We start from the raw sequence: 19247 nt of genomic DNA on the forward strand, positions 1-19247 counted from the left end.
GGGGCTCGGGCAGGATGAGCTCCCATGACAGATTGGAGAGTCGAGCTCACGGAGCTGCTGCAGCGTGCCGGGCTGGAAATCATGGGGGACTGGCGGACCGAGGACGTACTGCCGCCCAGGGCCGCCTGGCGGCCGGTCGTGACGTACGGAGCCGAGCCGACCGTGGCCGTACGGCCGGCCCGGCCGGGCCTGGTCGCCGAGCTCAACGCGCAATGGCACCGGCTTGCGGTCGAGTACGGGATCATCGGCGAGGACGGGGTGTTCCTGATCGATGTCGCAGGCACCCGGACGGGCAGCGTACCCAAGCAGTGGACGCGGGTACGGCTCACCAAGGAGTGGGATCTTGCGGGCGTGCTCGGCGAGCGATCCGGGCAGCCGGAGTTCGTCGCGGTCTCGACGGACGGGGACGCGCTGCTGGGAGCGACGACCGAGGAGTACGAGGTCTGGCTCATAGCCGTGGACCGGGTCAAGGAGCGGATGGAAGAGGCCGCGCAGGCGGCGGCTCGGGAGACCGCGGAAGACCGGGAGGCCGCCTGGAGTTCGCTGTCCCTGGGGCCAGGGCCAACTGAGCGGCTGCGCCAAGTGTGGGCGGACGGCCTGGGGTTCAACCCAGCGGCGTCCGAGGACGTACTGCGGCGGCTGCTGGGCCTGTCGTCACACTTTCTCTGGCGCATGCTGCCGTCTGCGGTGGTCGATGCCGCTGTCGTCCACCCGGAGTGGAACGTACGCGGACGGTTGGCGGAGGCCCAGCCGGACATGACGGCCGAACAGTGGACGGGTCTGGTGCTCGGCGAGAAGGACCCGAAGCGTCGCCATCTCCTCGCCGAACTCGCCGCGGACAGGCGCGTGGAGCTCACCAAGGCCGCCTACGAGCAGCTCGCCGTGGTCCCTTCCTCTCGGCTCCGTGCGGAGGTTGCCCGCCTGCCCGATCTGCCCGTACGCCTGCGGATCGCACTGGCCGCCGACCCCGATCGCAGCGTGCGGGCGTCGGCCTGCCCGGGCGCCTGGCCGTATCTGGACGGCCCGGCACGGGAGGGGCTGCTCGCCGACCCCGACAGCAAGGTCCGCGTCACGGCGCTGCTGCGCCACCACGAGGACCATCCAATGCCCCGGTCGGTCTTCGAAGCGCTGGACTACAGCGACCAGGCGGTTGAGACGTGCCGCCTTGACCGCGAGCTCGCCGAGCAGCTCTCCGTACACCACGATTCAGCCCGCCGCCGGGCCCTCGCGAAGAACCCGTACCTGGACCCGGACCTGGTCGCCGTCCTTGCCGACGATCAGGACGACGATGTGCGATTCCAGGTGTCCGTACGGCCCGAACTATCCGAGGAGCAGCGCGCGTCGGTCCGTGTCGACTTCGACTCGAGCGTCATGCGCCACGAACTTCCCTGGGTCGTGGCCCTCCACGGCGACCCCGAGGCCATGCGACGCTGCGCCACCTCGTCCCATCCGCTGCTGCGCCGCAGTGCCGCCCGCGCCAGGCACCTGCCGCCGGACGTCGTCGAACTCCTCGCGCGGGACGAGGACCGCGTCGTACGCCTCTTCCTCGCCGAGTCCTGCGACGATGCCCCCGCCGACATGCTCCTGGAGGTGTGGCGATGGTGGAACGGCAGCCTCACCTACCCAGGGCGACCGCGCACGCACCCGAACTTCCCGCGCCACGACCTCCTGCGGTACGCCGACGACCCGCACCCACGGATGCGCCAACTGGCCCTCGACGACCCGGAATCAACGGCCGACCTGGTGGAGCGTTTCAGTCGGGACACGGATGTGGAGGTGCGGTTGCGGGCCGCCACCGACCCTCGCCTGTCGGCTGCCTCCGCGGTGCGACTGCTCGACGACCCGCGGGAGCGGGTGCGGAATGCGGCGGCCATGCACCCCCGGCTGCCCGCGCGGGTACTGGTCCGGCTGCTGCGGGACACGGAAACCGCGGGCGACGCAGCCCGGAACCCGGCGCTGCCCGTCGACCTCATGCACCGGATGACCGACCCGGTCCAGCCACGCTCAGCCTCGTAGGACGCCGCTGCTTCGTCACGTCTCCGGCGTGGCGGGCGGTGGGGTCAAGCCCGGCTCGATGGTCGACCTCATGTAGATCCGCGTGGTGCCGGGTTTGACCTCGTGTGCAAAGAGATTGATGCAGTAATGGACGTCCTTCCCCTCGGGCGACTTGACATCGCCCGAGCAGAGACCGCCCAACCGCATTGCTTCGAAGGTCTCCGGCTCCGGCAGTCCCAGGTGCCTGAAGCCTGCTGCGGGCTTGTAGTCCTTGTCCTCGGGGTGCAGGTTCTCGATCGTCACTGCGCCTGACGCATTCAGGGCCACGAGGTACTTCTCCGCTTGCTTGCTGGGCAGTGTGAAGGCGAGCAGCCCGGAGTCGTAGCGCATACCGACCTTGTATCCGGCGCGCCGGTCTGCGGCCTCTTGTGGTATTTGCACGCCCATCGCGTCGCTCATCCAGGCGAAGGTGGCGCCGTCCTTCCAGCAGCACTCGTTCTCCTGCTTCGTAAGGTCGGAGTCCACCTTCGCCGACACCCACGTGAGTGCAAGAACGCCGGCGGCCACGATGCTCGCAAGCACCCCCATGGTGATGAACAGCCGGCTCAGGAACCGCTTCTTCGAGGACGTGTCACTGGTGCTGGTCACCGGAGGAGGCTCCCATGGCGCTTCTGCTGCTCCCGACCGGGGTCGGCCCACCGTCGCGCCCCGGATCGTCGGGCTGAGGCAAGTGAGGACGTCCTCGCCTCCCGCGCCAGAGGCGCGGCATGTGCGCAGTTCGCGACAGCACAACGCCCCCGGTGCTGTGCGGTACCGGGGGCGTCGTGGTGAAGTGGCGTGAATCAGCCGACCAGTTGCTCGTACGCCGACAGCGTCAGGAAGTCCTCGTAGTTCTCGTCCAGCGCCACCTTCAGCAGCAGGTCGTGCGCCTGCTGCCAGTTGCCCGACGTGAAGGCCTCCTCGCCGATCTCCTCGCGGATCGCGGCCAGTTCCTCCGCCGCGACTTTGCGGGCCAGGTCCGCGGTGGCGAGTTCGCCGTTCTCGAAGACGACGCCGGCGTTGATCCACTGCCAGATCTGGGACCGGGAGATCTCCGCGGTGGCCGCGTCCTCCATCAGGTTGAAGATCGCGACCGCGCCGAGGCCGCGCAGCCATGCCTCGATATAGCGGATGCCGACCTGGACGGCGTTGCGCAGACCGTCGTAAGTCGGGCTGGCGTGCAGCGAGTCGATGGCGATCAGGTCGCCCGCCGCAACCGAGACGTCCTCGCGGAGGCGGTTCTTCTGGTTGGGGTTCGAACCCAGCACGGCGTCGAACGAAGCCATCGCGATCGGCACCAGGTCCGGGTGCGCGACCCAGGAGCCGTCGAAGCCGTCGCCCGCCTCGCGGTCCTTGTCCGCCTTGACCTTCTCGAAGGCGACCTTGTTGACCTCGGCGTCGCGGCGGGACGGGATGAAGGCCGCCATGCCGCCGATCGCGTGGGCGCCGCGCTTGTGGCAGGTGCGGACCAGCAGCTCGGTGTAGGCGCGCATGAACGGCGCGGTCATGGTCACCGCGTTGCGGTCCGGGAGCACGAACTTCTCGCCGCCGTCACGGAAGTTCTTGACGATCGAGAAGAGGTAGTCCCAGCGGCCCGCGTTCAGGCCGGCCGCGTGGTCGCGGAGCTCGTAGAGGATCTCCTCCATCTCGTACGCCGCGGTGATCGTCTCGATCAGGACGGTCGCGCGGACGGTGCCCTGCGGGATGCCGACGTACTCCTGCGAGAAGACGAAGATGTCGTTCCAGAGGCGGGCTTCCAGGTGCGACTCCGTCTTCGGGAGGTAGAAGTACGGTCCCTTGCCGAGCTCGATCAGGCGCTTGGCGTTGTGGAAGAAGTAGAGGCCGAAGTCGACCAGCGCACCGGGGACCGGGCTTCCGTCGAGCTGCAGATGACGCTCCTCCAGGTGCCAGCCGCGCGGGCGCATGACGACCGTCGCGAGCTCGTCGGCGGCCTTCAGCGCGTACGACTTGCCGGAGCGGGGGTCGGTGAAGTCGATCCGGCGCTCGTAGGCGTCGATCAGATTGAGCTGGCCAAGGACAACGTTCTCCCAGGTGGGAGCCGAGGCGTCCTCGAAGTCTGCGAGCCACACCTTCGCGCCCGAGTTCAGGGCGTTGATGGTCATCTTGCGGTCGGTCGGTCCGGTGATCTCGACACGGCGGTCGTTGAGCGCCGCCGGGGCCGGGGCGACTTTCCAGGAGTCGTCCGCGCGGATCGCGGCGGTCTCCGGGAGAAAGTCCAGCGTGGAGGTGCGGGCGATCTCGGCACGGCGCTCACCGCGGCGGGCGAGCAGCTCGTCACGCCGTGGTGTGAACCGCCGGTGCAGCTCGGCCACAAAGGCGAGGGCCGCGTCGGTCAGGACCTCTTCCTGCCGGGGCAGGGGCTCGGCTTCGACGATGGCCAGCGGGGACGGCGCTGGTGCGGACATGAGCTGTCACTTCCTTCAGCGGGCGGTGCCTGGCGGCCGCCGGGCGTACAGATACGGCACTCGGTGCCGCAAGAGCCGAGGTACGGTCGCGGGCGCCGTCTGGAGAGTCGGGCGCTTCTGACCAGTGGATAGTAGTTTCCTCATGGTGGAAGTTCAATGGTTTGTTGATATCGAGATTCTCCGGGTCGACAGATCATGGCGCTGAGTGCCACGCCGTTTACTCAAGGTGTGCCAGATCCTCGGCCGTGTCGATGTCGTACGCCTCGGCGATGTCGCCGCACTCGATCAGCGCGAGCGAGGCCTTGTGCGCCTTCAGATACGCGCGTGCGCCGCGGTCGCCGACCGCGCTCGCAGTGATATCCCTCCAGTGGTGCGCGCCGAACAGGACCGGATGCCCGCGCTCACCTTCGTACGCGGCCGCCGCCAGCGAATCCCGGGATCGGTACGCGGCGCGGATGCGGGCCACCGCCGCCGCGCCGATCCCCGGCTGGTCCACGAGAGAGACGAGCGCCGCGTCCGCGTCCGTGGTGCCGAGCGACTCCAGACCCGCTCGTAGTGAGGAGCCCATGCCCTCCTCCCACTCCGGGTTGTCCACCAGTACGCAGCCGGAGAGGTCGGCCACGTTCCGTACCCGGTCGGCCGCCGCGCCCAGCACCACATGCACGGGTCCGCAGCCGCCCTCGCGCAGCACGCGCACCGCGTGCTCGACCAGCGGCCTGCCCCGGTGCTCGAGCAGCGCCTTCGGGCGTCCGCCCAGCCGGCGTCCGCCGCCCGCCGCGAGCAGCAGTCCGGCGACGATCGGTTCCTTCGGTGGTTGTGCCATAAGGACTCCTTACCTCATATGCGGTCGAAGTGCCGAGCCGGTGGCGGTCCGTCGGCAAGGGCTTGCAACCGCCTAGGTCACGCGGCTCGTCCGACGTGGAGAGTGAGGCGTGCGCTTGGGTAAGGTGCACCTCCGATACTGAAGTTGGCCATGGGGGACAAGAGTCGATGAGTGGGCGTGCGCACGACGGAGCGGTCTTCCAGCCGCTGGGCGAAGAAGATCCGCAGAACGTCGCCGGATACCGGCTGGCCGCTCGGCTCGGCGCCGGTGGTATGGGCAAGGTGTACCTGTCGTACACGCCCGGCGGCCGCCCGGTCGCCATCAAGGTGATCAGGCCCGACTTCGCCCAAGACGCCGAATTCCGCCGCCGCTTCGCGCAGGAGGTGCAGTCCGCACAGCGCGTGCAGGGCCTGTACACCGCGCCGGTCATCGACGCCGATCCGGAGGCCAAGCAGCCCTGGCTGGCCACGGCTTACGTCCCCGGGCCATCCCTCGCCGACGCCGTCATCCAGCACGGCAAGCTGCCGGTGGAGACCGTGCTGCTGCTGGTCGCCGGGATCGCCGAGGCGCTGCACGTCATCCACGGCGCGGGCATCGTCCACCGCGACCTGAAACCGGCCAACGTCCTGCTCGCATCGGACGGGCCGCGCGTCATCGACTTCGGTATCGCCCGGGCCGCCGACGCGACTTCGCTCACCAGTAGCGGCGTCACCATCGGCACCCCCTCCTTCATGGCCCCGGAGCAGGCGGCAGGCAGCCAGGTCACCCCGGCCACCGACATCTTCGCGCTCGGCCAGGTCGCGGCGTACGCGGCGACCGGCAAGGCGGCCTTCGGCGAAGGCACTTCGCACGGCGTGCTCTACCGGATCGTGCACGAGGAGCCCGACCTCACTGAACTGCCCCAGCAGCTGAGCGAGTTGGTGACCCGCTGCCTGGCCAAGGACCCCGAGGCCCGGCCTTCCGTCGCGGACCTCCTCGCCATCTGCCAGTCCGCCAATGCGGAAACAGTGCTGCGCCGGCCCGAGGAGTGGCTTCCGGGCGCCGTCGCCGCCGAGATCACCACGCGCAAGGCGGCCCCCGCGCCGCCGGTGACCCCGCCCGCCGGGCAGGCCCCGGCTCCGGTGCAGCCTCCGGCCCAGCCACCCGCACAGGCCCCTGTTCAGGCCCCGGCCGCGGCTCCCGTCCCGCCGCACCACGCGCCCACGCAGCCCGCCGCCCAGGCGCAGATGCACGCGCCCGCTCCTGTTCCGCCGCCCACCGCGGCCTCCGCACCGGCGACCCCGCCGCCCGGTTTCGGCCCGCCGGCCCAGTCGCCGACCTACGGTTACCCGCACGCGCATGCCACCCCGCACGCGCAGACGGCACCCCAGTACGTCCAGCCCCCGCAGCCCTACGGAATGGTCACTGGGTCCGTCGCGCCCGTCGCGCCGAAGAAGAAGACTGGCCGGAACCTGGCCATCGCGGTCGTGGCCACGCTGGTGGTCGGCGCGCTGGCCGGCGGCGGCGTGTACGTCGCGCTGTCCGGCAAGGACAAGGACAAGAGCAACGAGTCGCAGAATCAGGACAAGGCTCAGGGCTCGACCCCGTCGGGGAATTCCACGCCCTCGTCCCAGACCCCGGGTGGCGACCAGTCCTCCAAGCCCGCCGAACCGGTCGCGGACCCGACGCCCAAGACGTACAACGGCCTCAACGTGACGGACGATTACGGCATCAACCTCGGCGACGAGCCGGTCAAGCCGATTCCCGGTGACACCAACAACGGCGACATCGAGCACGAGTACTTCCTCGGCACGATCGACGCCAAGAACGGAAAGCTCGTCCTGCTGCGCACCGGCCAGAGCGCCGACCTGGCGACCTGCCGGAGCGAGACCCGGTTCGCCACTCAGCTCAAGATTGAAAACCTGTCGAAGGGCGCGAAGTTCTGTGTGCTGAGCGAAACGGGGAACGTGGGCGTGGTCACCTTCCAGGGGAGGTCGCCCGAGTCGGACCCCAGCCACTACATCACCCTTGATGTGACGGTCTGGCGCGGTGCGATCGACTCCGTGCAGCCGTCGTCCTGAATTACGTCCACGGAGTGGCGCCCACCGCATCGGATGGCGTTAACTGGCCCGCGACCCAGGGTGGCTGACCGACACCCATGGGTCACCGGCCGGCACACCGATGTGCGAGGGGGAGACTTTGTTGCGGAGCGTGGGGCAGACGCGGGTGACAGGGAGCGGCGAGGACCCGAGGGCGACGGAGCTGCGTCTCGCCGTCTCCCGGCTCCGCCGTGAACTCGCCGGGCATCCTGCGGAGTTCCCCGACCGGGGTATCGCCGAGGACGAACTGGCCGTGCTGGCCGCGATGGTGGCCCACGGCGATCCGGAGATCCCGCGTATGCGCCGCTCGCTGCTGCTGATCGCGGGTGCGATCGGTTCGGTCAGCGCGCTGGCGCCGGCGCTGATGGGGGTACGGAACGCGGTCGACCTCTTCGGCGAGGTACCGCCGCAGCGCCGCGTCTGAGGGCCGGGTCCGTCCGGCGGCCGGGCCCGAGGCTCAGAGGGAGATGCGCCGTTCGTCCGCGGCGATCGGGAAGTCGTTGATGCTCGCGTACCGGCGCCGCATCAGACCGTGCTCGTCGAACTCCCAGTTCTCGTTGCCGTAGCTGCGGAACCACTTGTCGTCCTCGTTGCGCCACTCGTATTCGAAGCGGACCGCGATGCGGTTGTCGGTGTGCGCCCACAGCTCCTTGCGCAGCCGGTAGTCCAGCTCGTACTGCCACTTGTCGCGCAGGAACTCCACGATCTCCGCGCGCCCGCAGAGGAACACATCTCGGTTGCGCCACTCGGAGTCCTCGGTATAGCCGAGCGCGACCCGCTCGGGGTCACGGCTGTTCCAGGCGTCCTCCGCTGCCCTGACTTTCTGCAGTGCGGTCTCGGCGGTGAACGGCGGGAACGGCGGCCTGTTCGCGGTCATGGCTCTCCCCTTCGAAGCCGGGAGAACGTGCGTTCTCCCGTCTGTGTCGTAGCCTAGGAGAACGGTGATTCTCACGCAAGGCGGGGGTTGGCATGGAAGCCGCAGCACTCGAGGCCCGAGTCCTCGACGCAGCCGAGACGCTCTTGTACGGGCGCGGACTGCAGACGGTCGGCATGGATGAGATCCGCAACGCGTCAGGGGTGTCCCTCAAACGCCTCTACCAGCTCTTCCCCTCCAAGGAGCGCCTGGTGGAGGCCTATCTGCTCCGACGTGACGGGCGGTGGCGCGCGGCGCTGGCGAGCCATGTCGACGCCCGGCCCTCGCAGGAGAACAGGATCCTGGCGGTCTTCGACTGGCTGGAGTCGTGGTTCGAGGAGCCCGACTTCAGGGGCTGTGCCTTCGTCAACTCATTCGGAGAGCTGGGCGCCACATCGGAGGGCGTCGCGGCTGCGGCCCGCGGTCACGTCGATGCGCTGAGGCGGTATCTGGCCGGGCTGGTGGCTGCGGCGGGCCGCCCCGCCTGGTTGTCGGAGCCCCTCCTGCTGCTTGTGGAGGGTGCGATCACAACAGCCGCGATCTCCGGGAGCAGCGCGCCGGCAGGTCAGGCCCGGGAGGCGGCGCGCATGCTGCTGGACGCGGATCGCTCGCAGGTCCCGACGCCGTGAACGCGACTGCGCCGACGACTCGTGTTCGCCGGCGCAGCCGCGTTCTTCTGCTTCAGTCGTCGAGGGTCCTAGCCCTGCGCCGCCGTACTCGCGAGGGCCGCCGAGAGGTCCTGGGCGACCTCCTGGAGGATCGGCACGATCTTGTCCGTGGCCGCCTCGGTGACCCGGCCCGCCGGGCCCGAGATCGAAACCGCCGCTGCCGTCGGAGAGTTGGGCACCGAGACCGCGAGGCAGCGGACCCCGATCTCCTGCTCGTTGTCGTCCACCGCGAAGCCCGCGCGCCGCACCTGCTCGAGCGCATCGAGGAAGGCCTCGGGCGTCGTGATCGTCTTCTCTGTGGCGGCCGGCATGCCGGTCCGGGCGAGCAGGGCCCGTACCTCTTCCGGCGGGGTGTGCGCGAGCAGCGCCTTGCCCACGCCCGTGGAGTGCGGCAGAACCCGTCGGCCGACCTCCGTGAACATGCGCATGGAGTGCTTGGACGGCACCTGCGCGACGTACACGATCTCGTCGCCGTCGAGCAGCGCCATGTTCGCCGTCTCGCCGGTCTCCTCGACCAGGCGGGCGAGGTAGGGGCGGGCCCAGGTGCCGAGCAGCCGGGAGGCGGACTCGCCCAGGCGGATCAGGCGGGGGCCGAGCGCATAGCGGCGATTGGGCTGCTGGCGTACATAACCGCAGGCCACCAGCGTTCGCATGAGACGGTGGATTGTGGGCAGCGGCAGGCCGCTGCTGGCGGAGAGCTCGCTCAGCCCGACCTCGCCACCGGCGTCGGCCATTCTTTCGAGCAGGTCGAAGGCGCGCTCCAGGGACTGCACGCCACCGCTGGAAGCGGTCTTGGCGGCGTCGGTGGTGCTGGCGCTGGACGTCGGCACGTCAACGGTCCTTTCGGGCAGGCGGGCAAGTCAGCAGCCTACCGGGCGCCTGCGCCCGGCACACCGCTCTCGTCAAGGCGTCCTTGCCGGTCAGGGCCCGTGTCTCCCTGTGCCGGCGGTCGTCTCCGGCGATCTTCTGCCGGTCTCTTCAGTCAAATCTACCTTCTGCTTCGCGAAATTCCAGTTTCACTTTGTGGAAACATCCAGGCGCCCGGAGGTGGATCAGGAGGGTCTTGACGGACCGGAGTCCGGAGTGAAGACTTCTTCAACAGTTCGTTGAATTTCACAGTGCGGATTCGCCGTACGGGATCGCTGTACGGAATGGATTCGCTGTACAGAAGGGAAGTGAGGATACGGGTGTCCGACAAGGACGTGAACCTGGTACTGCGCTCCACGCGCGTCATCACCCCGGAGGGGACCCGGGCCGCATCGGTCGCCGTCGCCGCCGGGAAGATCGCGGCGGTACTGCCGTACGACGCCGAGGTGTCGTCCGGGGCCCGGCTGGAGGACTTCGGGGACGATGTCGTGCTCCCCGGCCTCGTCGACACCCATGTCCATGTGAACGACCCCGGCCGCACCGAGTGGGAGGGCTTCTGGACCGCCACCCGCGCGGCCGCGGCCGGCGGCATAACGACCCTGCTGGACATGCCCCTCAACTCCCTCCCGCCGACCACCACGGTCGAGAACCTCGCCACCAAGCAGGAGGTGGCCCGCAGCAAGGCGCATATCGACGTCGGCTTCTGGGGCGGCGCGATCCCGTCCAATGTGAAGGACCTGCGGCCGCTGTACGACGCCGGTGTCTTCGGCTTCAAGAGCTTCCTGTCGCCGTCGGGCGTGGAGGAGTTCCCGGAGCTCGACCAGGAGCAGCTCGCCCGTTCCATGGCCGAGATCGCCGGCTTCGGCGGACTGCTGATCGTGCATGCGGAGGACCCGCACCACCTGGCCGCCGCGCCGCAGGAGTCCGGACCGAAGTACGCCGACTTCCTCGCCTCCCGGCCGCGCGACGCCGAGAACACCGCGATCGAAGGCCTGATCGCGCAGGCCGAGCGACTCAACGCCCGCGTACACGTACTGCACCTGTCCTCCTCCGACGCGCTGCCGCTGATCGCGGCCGCCAAGCGGCGGGGCGTCAAGATCTCGGTCGAGTCCTGCCCGCACTTCCTCACCCTCACGGCGGAGGAAGTCCCGGACGGGGCAACGGAGTTCAAGTGCTGCCCGCCCATCCGAGAGGCGGCGAACCAGGACGCGCTGTGGGAGGGCCTGGCGGACGGGACGATCGACTGCATCGTCTCCGACCACTCGCCCTGCACCACCGATCTGAAGACCCCGGACTTCGCGTCCGCCTGGGGCGGCATCTCCTCGCTCCAGCTGGGCCTCCCGGCGGTCTGGACCGAGGCCCGCAAACGCGGCCGCACGCTCGAGGACGTCGTCCGCTGGATGTCGGCGGCTCCCGCGGAGCTCGCGGGCCTGAGCCGGAAGGGCGCCATCGAGGCGGGCCGTGACGCGGACTTCGCGGTCCTTGCGCCGGACGAGACCTTCACCGTCGACCCGGCCGAGCTCCACCACCGCAATCAGGTCACGGCGTACGCCGGCAAGACCCTGCACGGAGTCGTCAGGTCGACGTGGCTGCGCGGCGAACGCATCGTGGAGAACGGCACCCTGGCCGAGCCGACCGGCCGGCTGCTCGAAAGGAACAACTGATCGTGTCCATACCTTCCTTCACCGGTGACGCCAGTCCGTTCGGCGGCGGCGACCCGTACGCCGACTACCGCACGGCCGACTTTCCCTTCGCGCACTACGCCGACCTCGCCGACCGCCGGCTCGGCGCGGGCGTCATCGCCGCCAACGACGAGTTCTTCGCCGAGCGCGAGAACATGCTGAAGCCCGAGGCCGCGGAGTTCGACCCGGAGCACTTCGGCCACAAGGGCAAGATCATGGACGGCTGGGAGACCCGCCGTCGCCGCGGTGTGAGCGCCGCGCGGCCGCACCCGACCGACGAAGACCACGACTGGGCGCTGGTACGGCTCGGTGCGCCCGGCGTCGTACGCGGCATCGTCGTCGACACAGCCCACTTCCGCGGCAACTACCCGCAGGCGGTGTCGGTCGAGGCCGCGTCGGTGTCCGGTTCACCCTCGCCCGAGGACCTCCTCGCCGACGACGTGAAGTGGACGACGCTCGTTCCCCGTACCGCCGTCGGCGGCCACGCGGCGAACGGCTTCGCCGTCGACGTCGAGCAGCGCTTCACGCACCTGCGCGTCAACCAGCATCCCGACGGCGGCATCGCTCGCCTGCGGGTCTACGGCGAGGTCGCGCCCGACCCGGCGTGGCTCGGCGTGCTGGGCACCTTCGACCTCGTGGCGCTGGAGAACGGCGGCCGGGTCGAGGACGCCTCCGACCGCTTCTACTCCCCGGCCACCAACACCATCCAGCCGGGCCGCTCCCGCAAGATGGACGACGGCTGGGAGACCCGCCGCCGCCGGGACAAGGGCAACGACTGGATCCGCTACCAGCTGGTGGAGCAGGCCGAGATCCGCGCGGTGGAGATCGACACGGCGTATCTGAAGGGCAACAGCGCGGGCTGGGCGGCGGTTTCGCTCCGCGACGGTGAGACGGGGGAGTGGGCGGAGATCCTCCCGCGCACGCGCCTGCAGCCGGACACGAATCACCGCTTCGTGCTGGCTGCCCCGGCGGTGGGCACGCACGTCCGGGTGGACATCTACCCGGACGGCGGCGTCTCGCGCCTGCGGCTGTTCGGCTCGCTGACGGCGGACGGCGCGAACCGCCTGGCGGCGCGCCACCAGGAACTGGGCGGCTGAGCCCGGGGGTCTTTCCCCTCCCCGCCCCTCCCCGCAACTGGGGCTCCGCCCCAGACCCCGCGCCTCAATCGCCGGCGAGGCTGGGATGTCCGCCGGCGAGGAGCCCGTCCGGCGATTGAGGACACCCCCGGAAGGGCCGGGGGTCCGGGGCGGAGCCCCGGTCACGCCGCGTGGCCGCCGTCCACCGACAGCTCCGCGCCCGTGATGTACGCCGCCTCGTCGCTCGCCAAGTACGCGACCAGGGACGCCACTTCCTCCGCGCTGCCGAAACGGCCCAGCGCCGTGTCCGCCTTCTGCGGCTCGGCGTACGGGCCGTCAGCCGGGTTCATGTCCGTGTCGATCGGGCCCGGGTGGACCAGGTTCGCCGTGATGCCGCGTCCGCCCAGCTCCCGGGCCAGCGCCTTGGTCAGGCCGGTCAGTGCGGACTTGCTCATCGCATAGAGCGTGCCGCCGGGACCCGGCACATGCTGCGCCATGCAGCTGCCGATGGAGACGATCCGCCCGCCGCGCTCCATCCGGGCGGCCGCCGCCTGCGCGGCGAGGAACACCGCCCGTACGTTCACATCGAGCACCTGGTCCACATCGCCTGCGGACAGGCCCTCGATGGGGCCGAGTACACCGACGCCCGCGTTGTTGACCAGGATGTCGAGCCGCCCCAGCCGGTCCGCGGCCCGGCCGACGGCCGCGCCGGGCGCTTCGGCGTCCGCCGCGTCCGCCCGCAGCGCGAGACCCCGCTGCCCCGTCGCCTCGATCTTGTGGACAACCGCCTGGGCGGCCTCCTCGCCGCGCACATACGTGATCGCCACATCGACGCCCTCCCGCGCGAGCCGCAGGGCGATCGCCGCCCCCATGCCGCGACTGCCACCGGTCACCAGAGCCGTCCTGGACATCCCGTACCCCTTTTGTCAGTAGTGGTTACGACCTCAAGGAAAGCGGCCCTGCCTCCTCGGTGCTGGCGGCAAACGGACGTTGAATCCCCGTGTGACCCCCTCAGCAAGAGATCGTCGGCACCGCCATGCGGATGGCTGTCATCTCGCTCCAGCCGGGCCGACCGATGAATTCCCGGCACGGGCGGGGTCCGAGTTGATGAACGGAACACCGCACCCAGGAAGCAGGCACTTGCCATGGCACAGCTCTCGATCACCTCCTTTGTCACCCTCGACGGCGTGATGCAGGCCCCTGGCGGACCGAACGAGGACCCCAGCGGCGGCTTCGAGCTCGGCGGCTGGTCCGTGCCGTACGGCGACGACGACTTCGGCCGGTTCATCACGGAGGTCTTCGACCAGGCCGGCGCCTTCCTGCTCGGCCGCCGTACGTACGAGATCTTCGCGAGCTACTGGCCCAAGGTGACCGACCCCGCCGACCCGGTCGCGTCGCGGCTCAACTCCCTGCCGAAGTACGTCGCCTCGCGCACGCTCGACAAGGCCGACTGGGCCGGCAGCACGATCATCGACGGTGACCTCGCCAAGGAGGTCGCGGCGCTCAAGGAGCGCACGGACGGTGAGCTCCAGGTCCACGGCAGCGGCGGTCTCGCCCACTTCCTCATGGCGCACGACCTGATCGACAAGCTCAATCTGCTCATCTTCCCCGTCGTCCTGGGCACGGGCCGCCGACTCTTCGCCAACGGCGCGGTACCGACCGCGTTCCGGCACGCCGGGGCCCGTGTCACGGGCGCGGGCGTGGCCATCCACACGTACGAGCTGGCGGGCCGCCCCGAGTACGGCACATACGAGGCCGAATAAAACGTGTAGTACTCACGCGTCCACCCGGGTACGGTGATCGCTCCGCGTGCGAGCCGCCGAAGTCTCCACCCTGCCGGAACCCTTGGAGACCCAGGTGTCGTCGATCGCCGTACCCGCTGCCGCCCTCGCGCCCCGACGCGCCTGGCTCACCGACCTGCCCGTGCTGCTGGTGGCCGTGGTGTGGGGCGCCAGCTATCTCGCGGCCAAGGGCATCACCACCACGCACACGGTCGTCGCCGTGCTGGTGCTTCGCTTCGCGCTCGTCCTGCCGGTGCTGGCCGCGGCAGGCCACCGCAAGCTGCGGGCGCTGACCGGCGCGCAATGGCGCGGCGCTGCTCTCCTCGGGCTCGTGCTGAGCGGGATCTTCCTGCTCGAGACGTACGGAGTGGTGCACACCTCCGCCACCAACGCCGGGCTCATCATCAGCCTCACCATGATCTTCACGCCGCTCGCCGAGGCAGCGGTGAGCAGGAACCGGCCGCCTCGGGCATTTGTGGCCGCGGCCGGCCTCTCCGTCGCCGGTGTGGTGCTGCTGACCCAGGGCGGCGGCTTCAGCGCACCTTCGCTCGGCGATCTGCTGATGCTGCTGGCCGCGCTGGCCCGTACCGTCCATGTGCTGGCGATGGCCAGGATCAAGGCGGTGCAGAGTGCGGACTCGCTCTCCCTGACGACGGTCCAACTGGGCAGCGCGGTCGCCGTGTTCGCGGTACTGGCCGCCGTCCCCGGTACCGGGGCCTCGCCCTGGTCGGTGGCCGCCGGCTTCGGCCCGCGCGAATGGGCCGGGCTGCTGTTCCTCTCCGTGTTCTGCACGCTGTTCGCCTTCTTCGTGCAGATGTGGGCGGTACGCCGCACCTCGCCGTCGCGCGTCAGCCTGCTGCTCGGCACCGAACCGCTGTGGGCGGCCGCTGCCGGTATCGCGATCGCGGGCGAACACCTCGGCGCGCTCGGGCTGCTGGGCGCCGGCCTGGTCCTGGCGGGCACCACCTGGGGCAGGCGCGCGGCCGACCGGGCGGATTGCTAGGTTCTGGCGCCATGCGATCACTGACGTACGACATAGAGTTCCGGGCACGTGCCAAGCGGGTCCGGGCCTGGGGCTTCGGGCTGCTTTCCGCCGCGGCACTGCTGTGGGTGTGGTTCGGCGTCCAGCTGCTCACGCCGTACGACGCGGGGTATCAGTCCCTGTGCGAGGCGCGGCTCTTCACGGACCGCTCGACGGCCAACGAGGGGTCGTACAACGGCGACAACAGGTGCACGGCCGAACGGGACTGGCCCGAACTTCTGGGCGTGCTCGGCCTGTCCGTCCCGGTCTCCGTCGTCGGCGCCGTGCTCTACACCAGCGGCAGCGTCAGCAACCGCATGAGCGAGCACCTCGCCGAAGTGACCAGGCTGAACGAAGCCGCCGCCTAAGCCTTCCGGTACTGGTCCGCCATCATCAGCACCGCGAAGCCGACCACGGCGATCACAATGTTCGCGAAGATCTCCCGCCCGTGCAGAAAACCGAAGTACTCCGTGACGAAGCGCGTGAGCCCGAGGAAGCGGAACCAGCCCGTCAGCTCGCGGAGCACTCCACAGACACCCACGACCAGCAGCACCGTGCCGATGGCTTCGAGAATCTTCTTCATGCGTTGATCGTGGTCCGGTCCGCCGGGCCGTCGCGTCGGCCCTCGGGATGTGCCGCAGCTCCGAAAGTCTGAGTCCGCACGACTTTGGTAGCTTCCTTCGGCCACACGGCCGCACCCGGCTCCCACCTGCGTAGCTTTGTCGATATGACGCGTACGGAGTACCCCTGGCTGCTGCCCTCAGCCATGTCCGACCCCCGGGACCCGGACCTGTCCTGCCACCGGAGCAGGGCCAGGCCGCGCCGTACCGCACGCGACTGGATCGTCGACACCTTCGTCTTCGTCATCGCCGCGGTCATCGGCCTGCTCGCCTCCGAGGAGAGCCAACAGGCCGGCAACTCCGAGCTCGTCGTCTTCGCCGACCAGTTGGTGGGCGCGGCGGCCTGCTGCGCGCTCTGGGCGCGACGGCGCGCACCGCTCGGGCTCGCGATCACCCTGATCGTCGTCAGCGTGGTGGTGCCGGTCGCCGCCGGCGCGCTCTTGGTGAGCCTGTTCAGCCTCGCCGTGCACCGCCCCTTCAAGCCCGTTGCGATCGTCGGTGCCCTTGCCATCGGGGGCTCGGCCGCACAGGCCGCTGTCCGTCCCGACCCGGGCATGTCCTTCCTGGCATCGGTCGTCACCGGGCTCATCCTGATCCTGCTGGTCATCGGCTGGGGCATGCTCGTACGAGCCAGCCGTCAGCTCGTTGTCGCCCTGCGCGAGCGAGCCTGGCGGGCCGAGACCGAGGCCGAGCTGCGCGCCGAGCAGGCGCAGCGCTTGGCCCGTGAGGCGATCGCCCGCGAGATGCACGATGTGCTCGCTCACCGGCTGACCCTCCTCAGCGTGCACGCGGGCGCCCTCGAATTCCGGCCGGACGCGCCGCCCGCCGAGGTCGCCCGGGCCGCAGGAGTGATCCGCGACAGTGCACACGAGGCGCTCCAGGATCTGCGCGAGATCATCGGCGTGCTGCGCGCACCGGGCGACGGCGACGGAGCCGACCGGCCGCAGCCCACCCTCGCCACGCTCGACGCGCTGGTCGCCGAGTCCCGCGAGGCGGGCATGAAGGTCACCCTCGACAACCGCATCACCGATCCGGCCGCCGTCCCCGCAGCCACCGGCCGCACCGTCTACCGGATCGCCCAGGAGGGGCTGACCAACGCTCGTAAGCACGCGCCCGGCACGGAGGTCACCGTCGCCATGAGCGGCGGACCCGGCCGCGGTCTCACCGTCGACGTGGCCAATCCAGCCCCTCTCGGTGAGGTCGCGAAGGTGCCGGGCTCGGGCCAGGGACTGATCGGTCTGACCGAACGCGCCACCCTCGCGGGCGGCAGGCTCGAGCACGGAGCGACGGCCGACAGCGGATTCCGTGTCCAGGCCTGGCTACCGTGGCCCTCATGACAATCCGGTTGATCGTCGTCGATGACGACCCTCTCGTACGGGCAGGACTCGCTCTCATGCTCGGCGGGGCGGACGACCTCGAGATCGTGGGGGAGGGGGCCGACGGCTCCGAGGTCGAGGCGCTCGTCGACCGGCACTCGCCCGATGTGGTGCTGATGGACATCCGGATGCCGGCCGTGGACGGTCTCACCGCCACCGAGACGCTGCGCCGCCGACCCGACGCGCCCGAGGTCGTCGTCCTGACCACCTTCCACGCCGACGAACAGGTGCTGCGGGCGCTGCGCGCGGGTGCGGCCGGATTCGTGCTGAAGGACACTCCGCCGACCGAGATCGTCGCGGCGGTACGGCGGGTGGCGGCCGGCGATCCGGTGCTCTCCCCGGCCGTCACCCGCCAGTTGATGACGCACGTGGCGGAGCGCACGCACCAGACCCGCAGAGCCGCGGCGACCGAGCGGCTCACCTCGCTCGCGGAACGTGAACGGGAGGTGGCGGTCGCCGTCGGCCGTGGCCGGTCCAACGCCGAGATCGCCGCGACGCTCTATATGAGCGTGCCGACGGTCAAGACGCACGTCTCCCGCATCCTGGCCAAACTGGACCTCAACAACCGTGTCCAAATCGCTCTGATGGCCCATGATGCCGGTCTGCTCGACGAGGACGAGCCGACATAGGCTGACGCGATGAGAATCGTCGATCTGGGGGAGTACGGAGCGGACTTCATCGCGAACCCGTATCCGTACTACGCGCGCCTGCGTGAGTCCGGGCCCGTCCATGAGGTGCGTCTCCCGAACGGTGAGGAGATGTGGCTGATCGTCGGCCATGACGAGGCGCGCGCCGCGCTCGCCGATCCACGGCTGTCCAAGTCGCCCGCCACGATTGGCGCGACGATGCTCGACGAACAGGTCATCGGCCCGTACCTTCTGGTCCTCGATCCGCCGGACCACACCAGGCTGCGCAAGCTCGTCGTCCGCGAATTCACCGCGCGCCGGGTGGAGAGCCTGCGCCCGCGTATTCAGCAGATCACCGACGGGCTGCTCGACGCGATGCTGCCGGCCGGGCACGGGGACCTGGTCGACGCACTGGCCTTCCCGCTGCCCATCATTGTCATCTGCGAGCTGCTGGGTGTCCCGGCCGCCGACCGCGACGCGTTCCGGAAGTGGTCCAACGAGATCGTGGCCCCGACAGGATCTGCGGCCGAACAGGACGCCGTCCATGGACTGGCCGCCTACCTCGACGAACTCATCGAGGACAAACGCTGCAGCCACCCCACCGACGATCTGCTGTCCGCACTCGTCCGCACCCGCGCCGAGGACGACGACCGGCTCTCCGGCGCCGAACTGCGCGCTCTCGCCTATCTGTTGCTGATCGCAGGCCATGAGACGACCGTCAATCTGATCTCCAACGGTGTACGGGCCCTGCTCGACCATCCCGGTCAACTGGCCGCTCTGCGCGCGGACTTCGGACTCCTGGACGGTGCGATCGAGGAGATGCTGCGCTACGAAGGACCGGTGGAGACCGGCACAGCCCGCTTCACCGCCGCCCCGGTCCGGATCGGCGACACCGTGATCCCGGCCGGCGAGGCGGTGCTCGTCGGCATCGCCGCGGGCGACCACGACCCCGCCCGCTATCCGGCCCCGGACCGCTTCGACATCAACCGCGACACTCACGGCCACCTCGCCTTCGGCCACGGCATCCATTACTGCCTGGGCGCGCCGCTGGCCCGTATGGAAGGCAGGATCGCCGTCCGTACTCTGCTGGAGCGCTGTCCGGACCTGGCCCTCGACCCGGCCGCCGGCCCGCTCGACTGGCTGCCCGGCCTGCTGATGCGCGGGGTGCGAAGCCTTCCGGTGCGGTGGTAGCGGATCATCGACGAGTGAGCGCTTGACCGGACTCCTCCGCCACCGACTTCCCAAGGAGCACGACG

General features: G+C 69.9%; 19 protein-coding genes. 12 read left to right on the plus strand and 7 right to left on the minus strand.

Annotation, left to right across the window (positions count from 1 at the left end; all coding sequences use genetic code 11):
- Nucleotides 1-24 precede the first annotated feature (24 nt).
- The gene (locus ACFYXH_RS32595; protein WP_389570611.1) at nucleotides 25-2016 is read left to right on the plus strand and encodes a PE-PGRS family protein; all 1992 of its coding nucleotides are present in this window, start codon (nucleotides 25-27) and stop codon (nucleotides 2014-2016) included.
- Nucleotides 2017-2031: 15 nt separating this feature from the next.
- Here ACFYXH_RS32595 and ACFYXH_RS32600 read toward each other — a convergent pair whose 3' ends face one another.
- The 3 genes from ACFYXH_RS32600 to ACFYXH_RS32610 form a co-directional block, all read right to left on the minus strand.
- Entirely contained in the window at nucleotides 2032-2643 is a 612-nt protein-coding gene (locus ACFYXH_RS32600; RefSeq protein WP_389570614.1) for a hypothetical protein, read from the minus strand.
- Nucleotides 2644-2837: 194 nt separating this feature from the next.
- Nucleotides 2838-4460 carry a malate synthase A gene (aceB, locus tag ACFYXH_RS32605; protein WP_385301580.1) on the minus strand — a complete coding sequence of 541 codons (1623 nt, stop codon included), beginning with the start codon at nucleotides 4458-4460 and terminating at the stop codon, nucleotides 2838-2840.
- A gap of 217 nt (nucleotides 4461-4677) precedes the next feature.
- A complete protein-coding gene (locus tag ACFYXH_RS32610; protein WP_389570618.1) occupies nucleotides 4678-5283 on the minus strand; it encodes an NTP transferase domain-containing protein in 606 nt (201 codons plus the stop codon).
- Nucleotides 5284-5450: 167 nt separating this feature from the next.
- Between ACFYXH_RS32610 and ACFYXH_RS32615 the strand changes: the two genes are divergently transcribed.
- Both ACFYXH_RS32615 and ACFYXH_RS32620 read left to right on the plus strand, forming a co-directional pair.
- Nucleotides 5451-7343 carry a protein kinase gene (locus tag ACFYXH_RS32615; protein WP_389570621.1) on the plus strand — a complete coding sequence of 631 codons (1893 nt, stop codon included), beginning with the start codon at nucleotides 5451-5453 and terminating at the stop codon, nucleotides 7341-7343.
- Between the two features lie 118 nt (nucleotides 7344-7461).
- Nucleotides 7462-7785, plus strand: a complete 324-nt coding sequence (locus ACFYXH_RS32620; protein ID WP_389570624.1) for a DUF5955 family protein — start codon at nucleotides 7462-7464, stop codon at nucleotides 7783-7785.
- 33 nt (nucleotides 7786-7818) lie between these two features.
- Here the strand turns inward: ACFYXH_RS32620 and ACFYXH_RS32625 are convergent, their stop codons facing one another.
- On the minus strand, nucleotides 7819-8238 hold the full coding sequence (locus tag ACFYXH_RS32625) for a DUF1348 family protein (protein ID WP_389570627.1): 420 nt from the start codon (nucleotides 8236-8238) through the stop codon (nucleotides 7819-7821).
- A gap of 92 nt (nucleotides 8239-8330) precedes the next feature.
- Between ACFYXH_RS32625 and ACFYXH_RS32630 the strand changes: the two genes are divergently transcribed.
- Nucleotides 8331-8903 carry a TetR/AcrR family transcriptional regulator gene (locus ACFYXH_RS32630; RefSeq protein WP_389570630.1) on the plus strand — a complete coding sequence of 191 codons (573 nt, stop codon included), beginning with the start codon at nucleotides 8331-8333 and terminating at the stop codon, nucleotides 8901-8903.
- A 68-nt stretch (nucleotides 8904-8971) separates the two neighbouring features.
- Here ACFYXH_RS32630 and ACFYXH_RS32635 read toward each other — a convergent pair whose 3' ends face one another.
- Nucleotides 8972-9772 (minus strand): IclR family transcriptional regulator, encoded by an 801-nt coding sequence (locus tag ACFYXH_RS32635; RefSeq protein WP_389570633.1) that lies wholly within the window; start codon nucleotides 9770-9772, stop codon nucleotides 8972-8974.
- Between the two features lie 357 nt (nucleotides 9773-10129).
- Here ACFYXH_RS32635 and allB point away from each other — a divergent pair, with 357 nt between their 5' ends.
- Together allB and alc are read left to right on the plus strand one after the other, a co-directional pair.
- Nucleotides 10130-11473 carry an allantoinase AllB gene (gene allB / locus ACFYXH_RS32640; protein ID WP_389570636.1) on the plus strand — a complete coding sequence of 448 codons (1344 nt, stop codon included), beginning with the start codon at nucleotides 10130-10132 and terminating at the stop codon, nucleotides 11471-11473.
- A complete protein-coding gene (gene alc / locus ACFYXH_RS32645) occupies nucleotides 11473-12588 on the plus strand; it encodes an allantoicase (protein WP_389570792.1) in 1116 nt (371 codons plus the stop codon). The genes allB and alc overlap by 1 nt, the downstream gene beginning before the upstream one ends.
- 161 nt (nucleotides 12589-12749) lie before the next feature.
- On the opposite strand, the gene ACFYXH_RS32650 is transcribed toward alc, so the two are convergent.
- Nucleotides 12750-13478, minus strand: a complete 729-nt coding sequence (locus ACFYXH_RS32650) for an SDR family NAD(P)-dependent oxidoreductase (RefSeq protein WP_389570641.1) — start codon at nucleotides 13476-13478, stop codon at nucleotides 12750-12752.
- Nucleotides 13479-13712: 234 nt separating this feature from the next.
- Here ACFYXH_RS32650 and ACFYXH_RS32655 point away from each other — a divergent pair, with 234 nt between their 5' ends.
- The 3 genes from ACFYXH_RS32655 (at nucleotide 13713) to ACFYXH_RS32665 (ending at nucleotide 15737) form a co-directional block, all read left to right on the plus strand.
- Entirely contained in the window at nucleotides 13713-14330 is a 618-nt protein-coding gene (locus ACFYXH_RS32655; protein ID WP_389570644.1) for a dihydrofolate reductase family protein, read from the plus strand.
- 94 nt (nucleotides 14331-14424) lie between these two features.
- Nucleotides 14425-15351, plus strand: coding sequence for a DMT family transporter (locus ACFYXH_RS32660; protein ID WP_389570795.1), 927 nt, complete (start codon nucleotides 14425-14427; stop codon nucleotides 15349-15351).
- 11 nt (nucleotides 15352-15362) lie between these two features.
- The gene (locus ACFYXH_RS32665) at nucleotides 15363-15737 is read left to right on the plus strand and encodes a hypothetical protein (protein ID WP_362676949.1); all 375 of its coding nucleotides are present in this window, start codon (nucleotides 15363-15365) and stop codon (nucleotides 15735-15737) included.
- On the opposite strand, the gene ACFYXH_RS32670 is transcribed toward ACFYXH_RS32665, so the two are convergent.
- Nucleotides 15734-15952: a hypothetical protein gene (locus tag ACFYXH_RS32670; RefSeq protein WP_389570647.1), complete on the minus strand. Its 219-nt coding sequence runs from the start codon at nucleotides 15950-15952 to the stop codon at nucleotides 15734-15736. The genes ACFYXH_RS32665 and ACFYXH_RS32670 overlap by 4 nt on opposite strands.
- 144 nt (nucleotides 15953-16096) lie before the next feature.
- On the opposite strand from ACFYXH_RS32670, the gene ACFYXH_RS32675 reads away from it, so the two are divergent.
- From ACFYXH_RS32675 to ACFYXH_RS32685, 3 genes are read left to right on the plus strand one after another with little or no spacing between them, the layout of a single operon-like run.
- Nucleotides 16097-17326: a sensor histidine kinase gene (locus tag ACFYXH_RS32675; RefSeq protein ID WP_389570651.1), complete on the plus strand. Its 1230-nt coding sequence runs from the start codon at nucleotides 16097-16099 to the stop codon at nucleotides 17324-17326.
- Complete coding sequence (locus ACFYXH_RS32680) at nucleotides 17323-17994, plus strand: response regulator (protein ID WP_389570654.1); 672 nt, start codon at nucleotides 17323-17325, stop codon at nucleotides 17992-17994. Before ACFYXH_RS32675 ends, ACFYXH_RS32680 begins: the two co-directional genes overlap by 4 nt.
- 9 nt (nucleotides 17995-18003) lie before the next feature.
- Entirely contained in the window at nucleotides 18004-19182 is a 1179-nt protein-coding gene (locus tag ACFYXH_RS32685; protein WP_389570659.1) for a cytochrome P450, read from the plus strand.
- Nucleotides 19183-19247 lie beyond the last annotated feature (65 nt).

This window comes from Streptomyces sp. NPDC002730, assembly GCF_042888805.1.
Classification (GTDB): domain Bacteria; phylum Actinomycetota; class Actinomycetes; order Streptomycetales; family Streptomycetaceae; genus Streptomyces.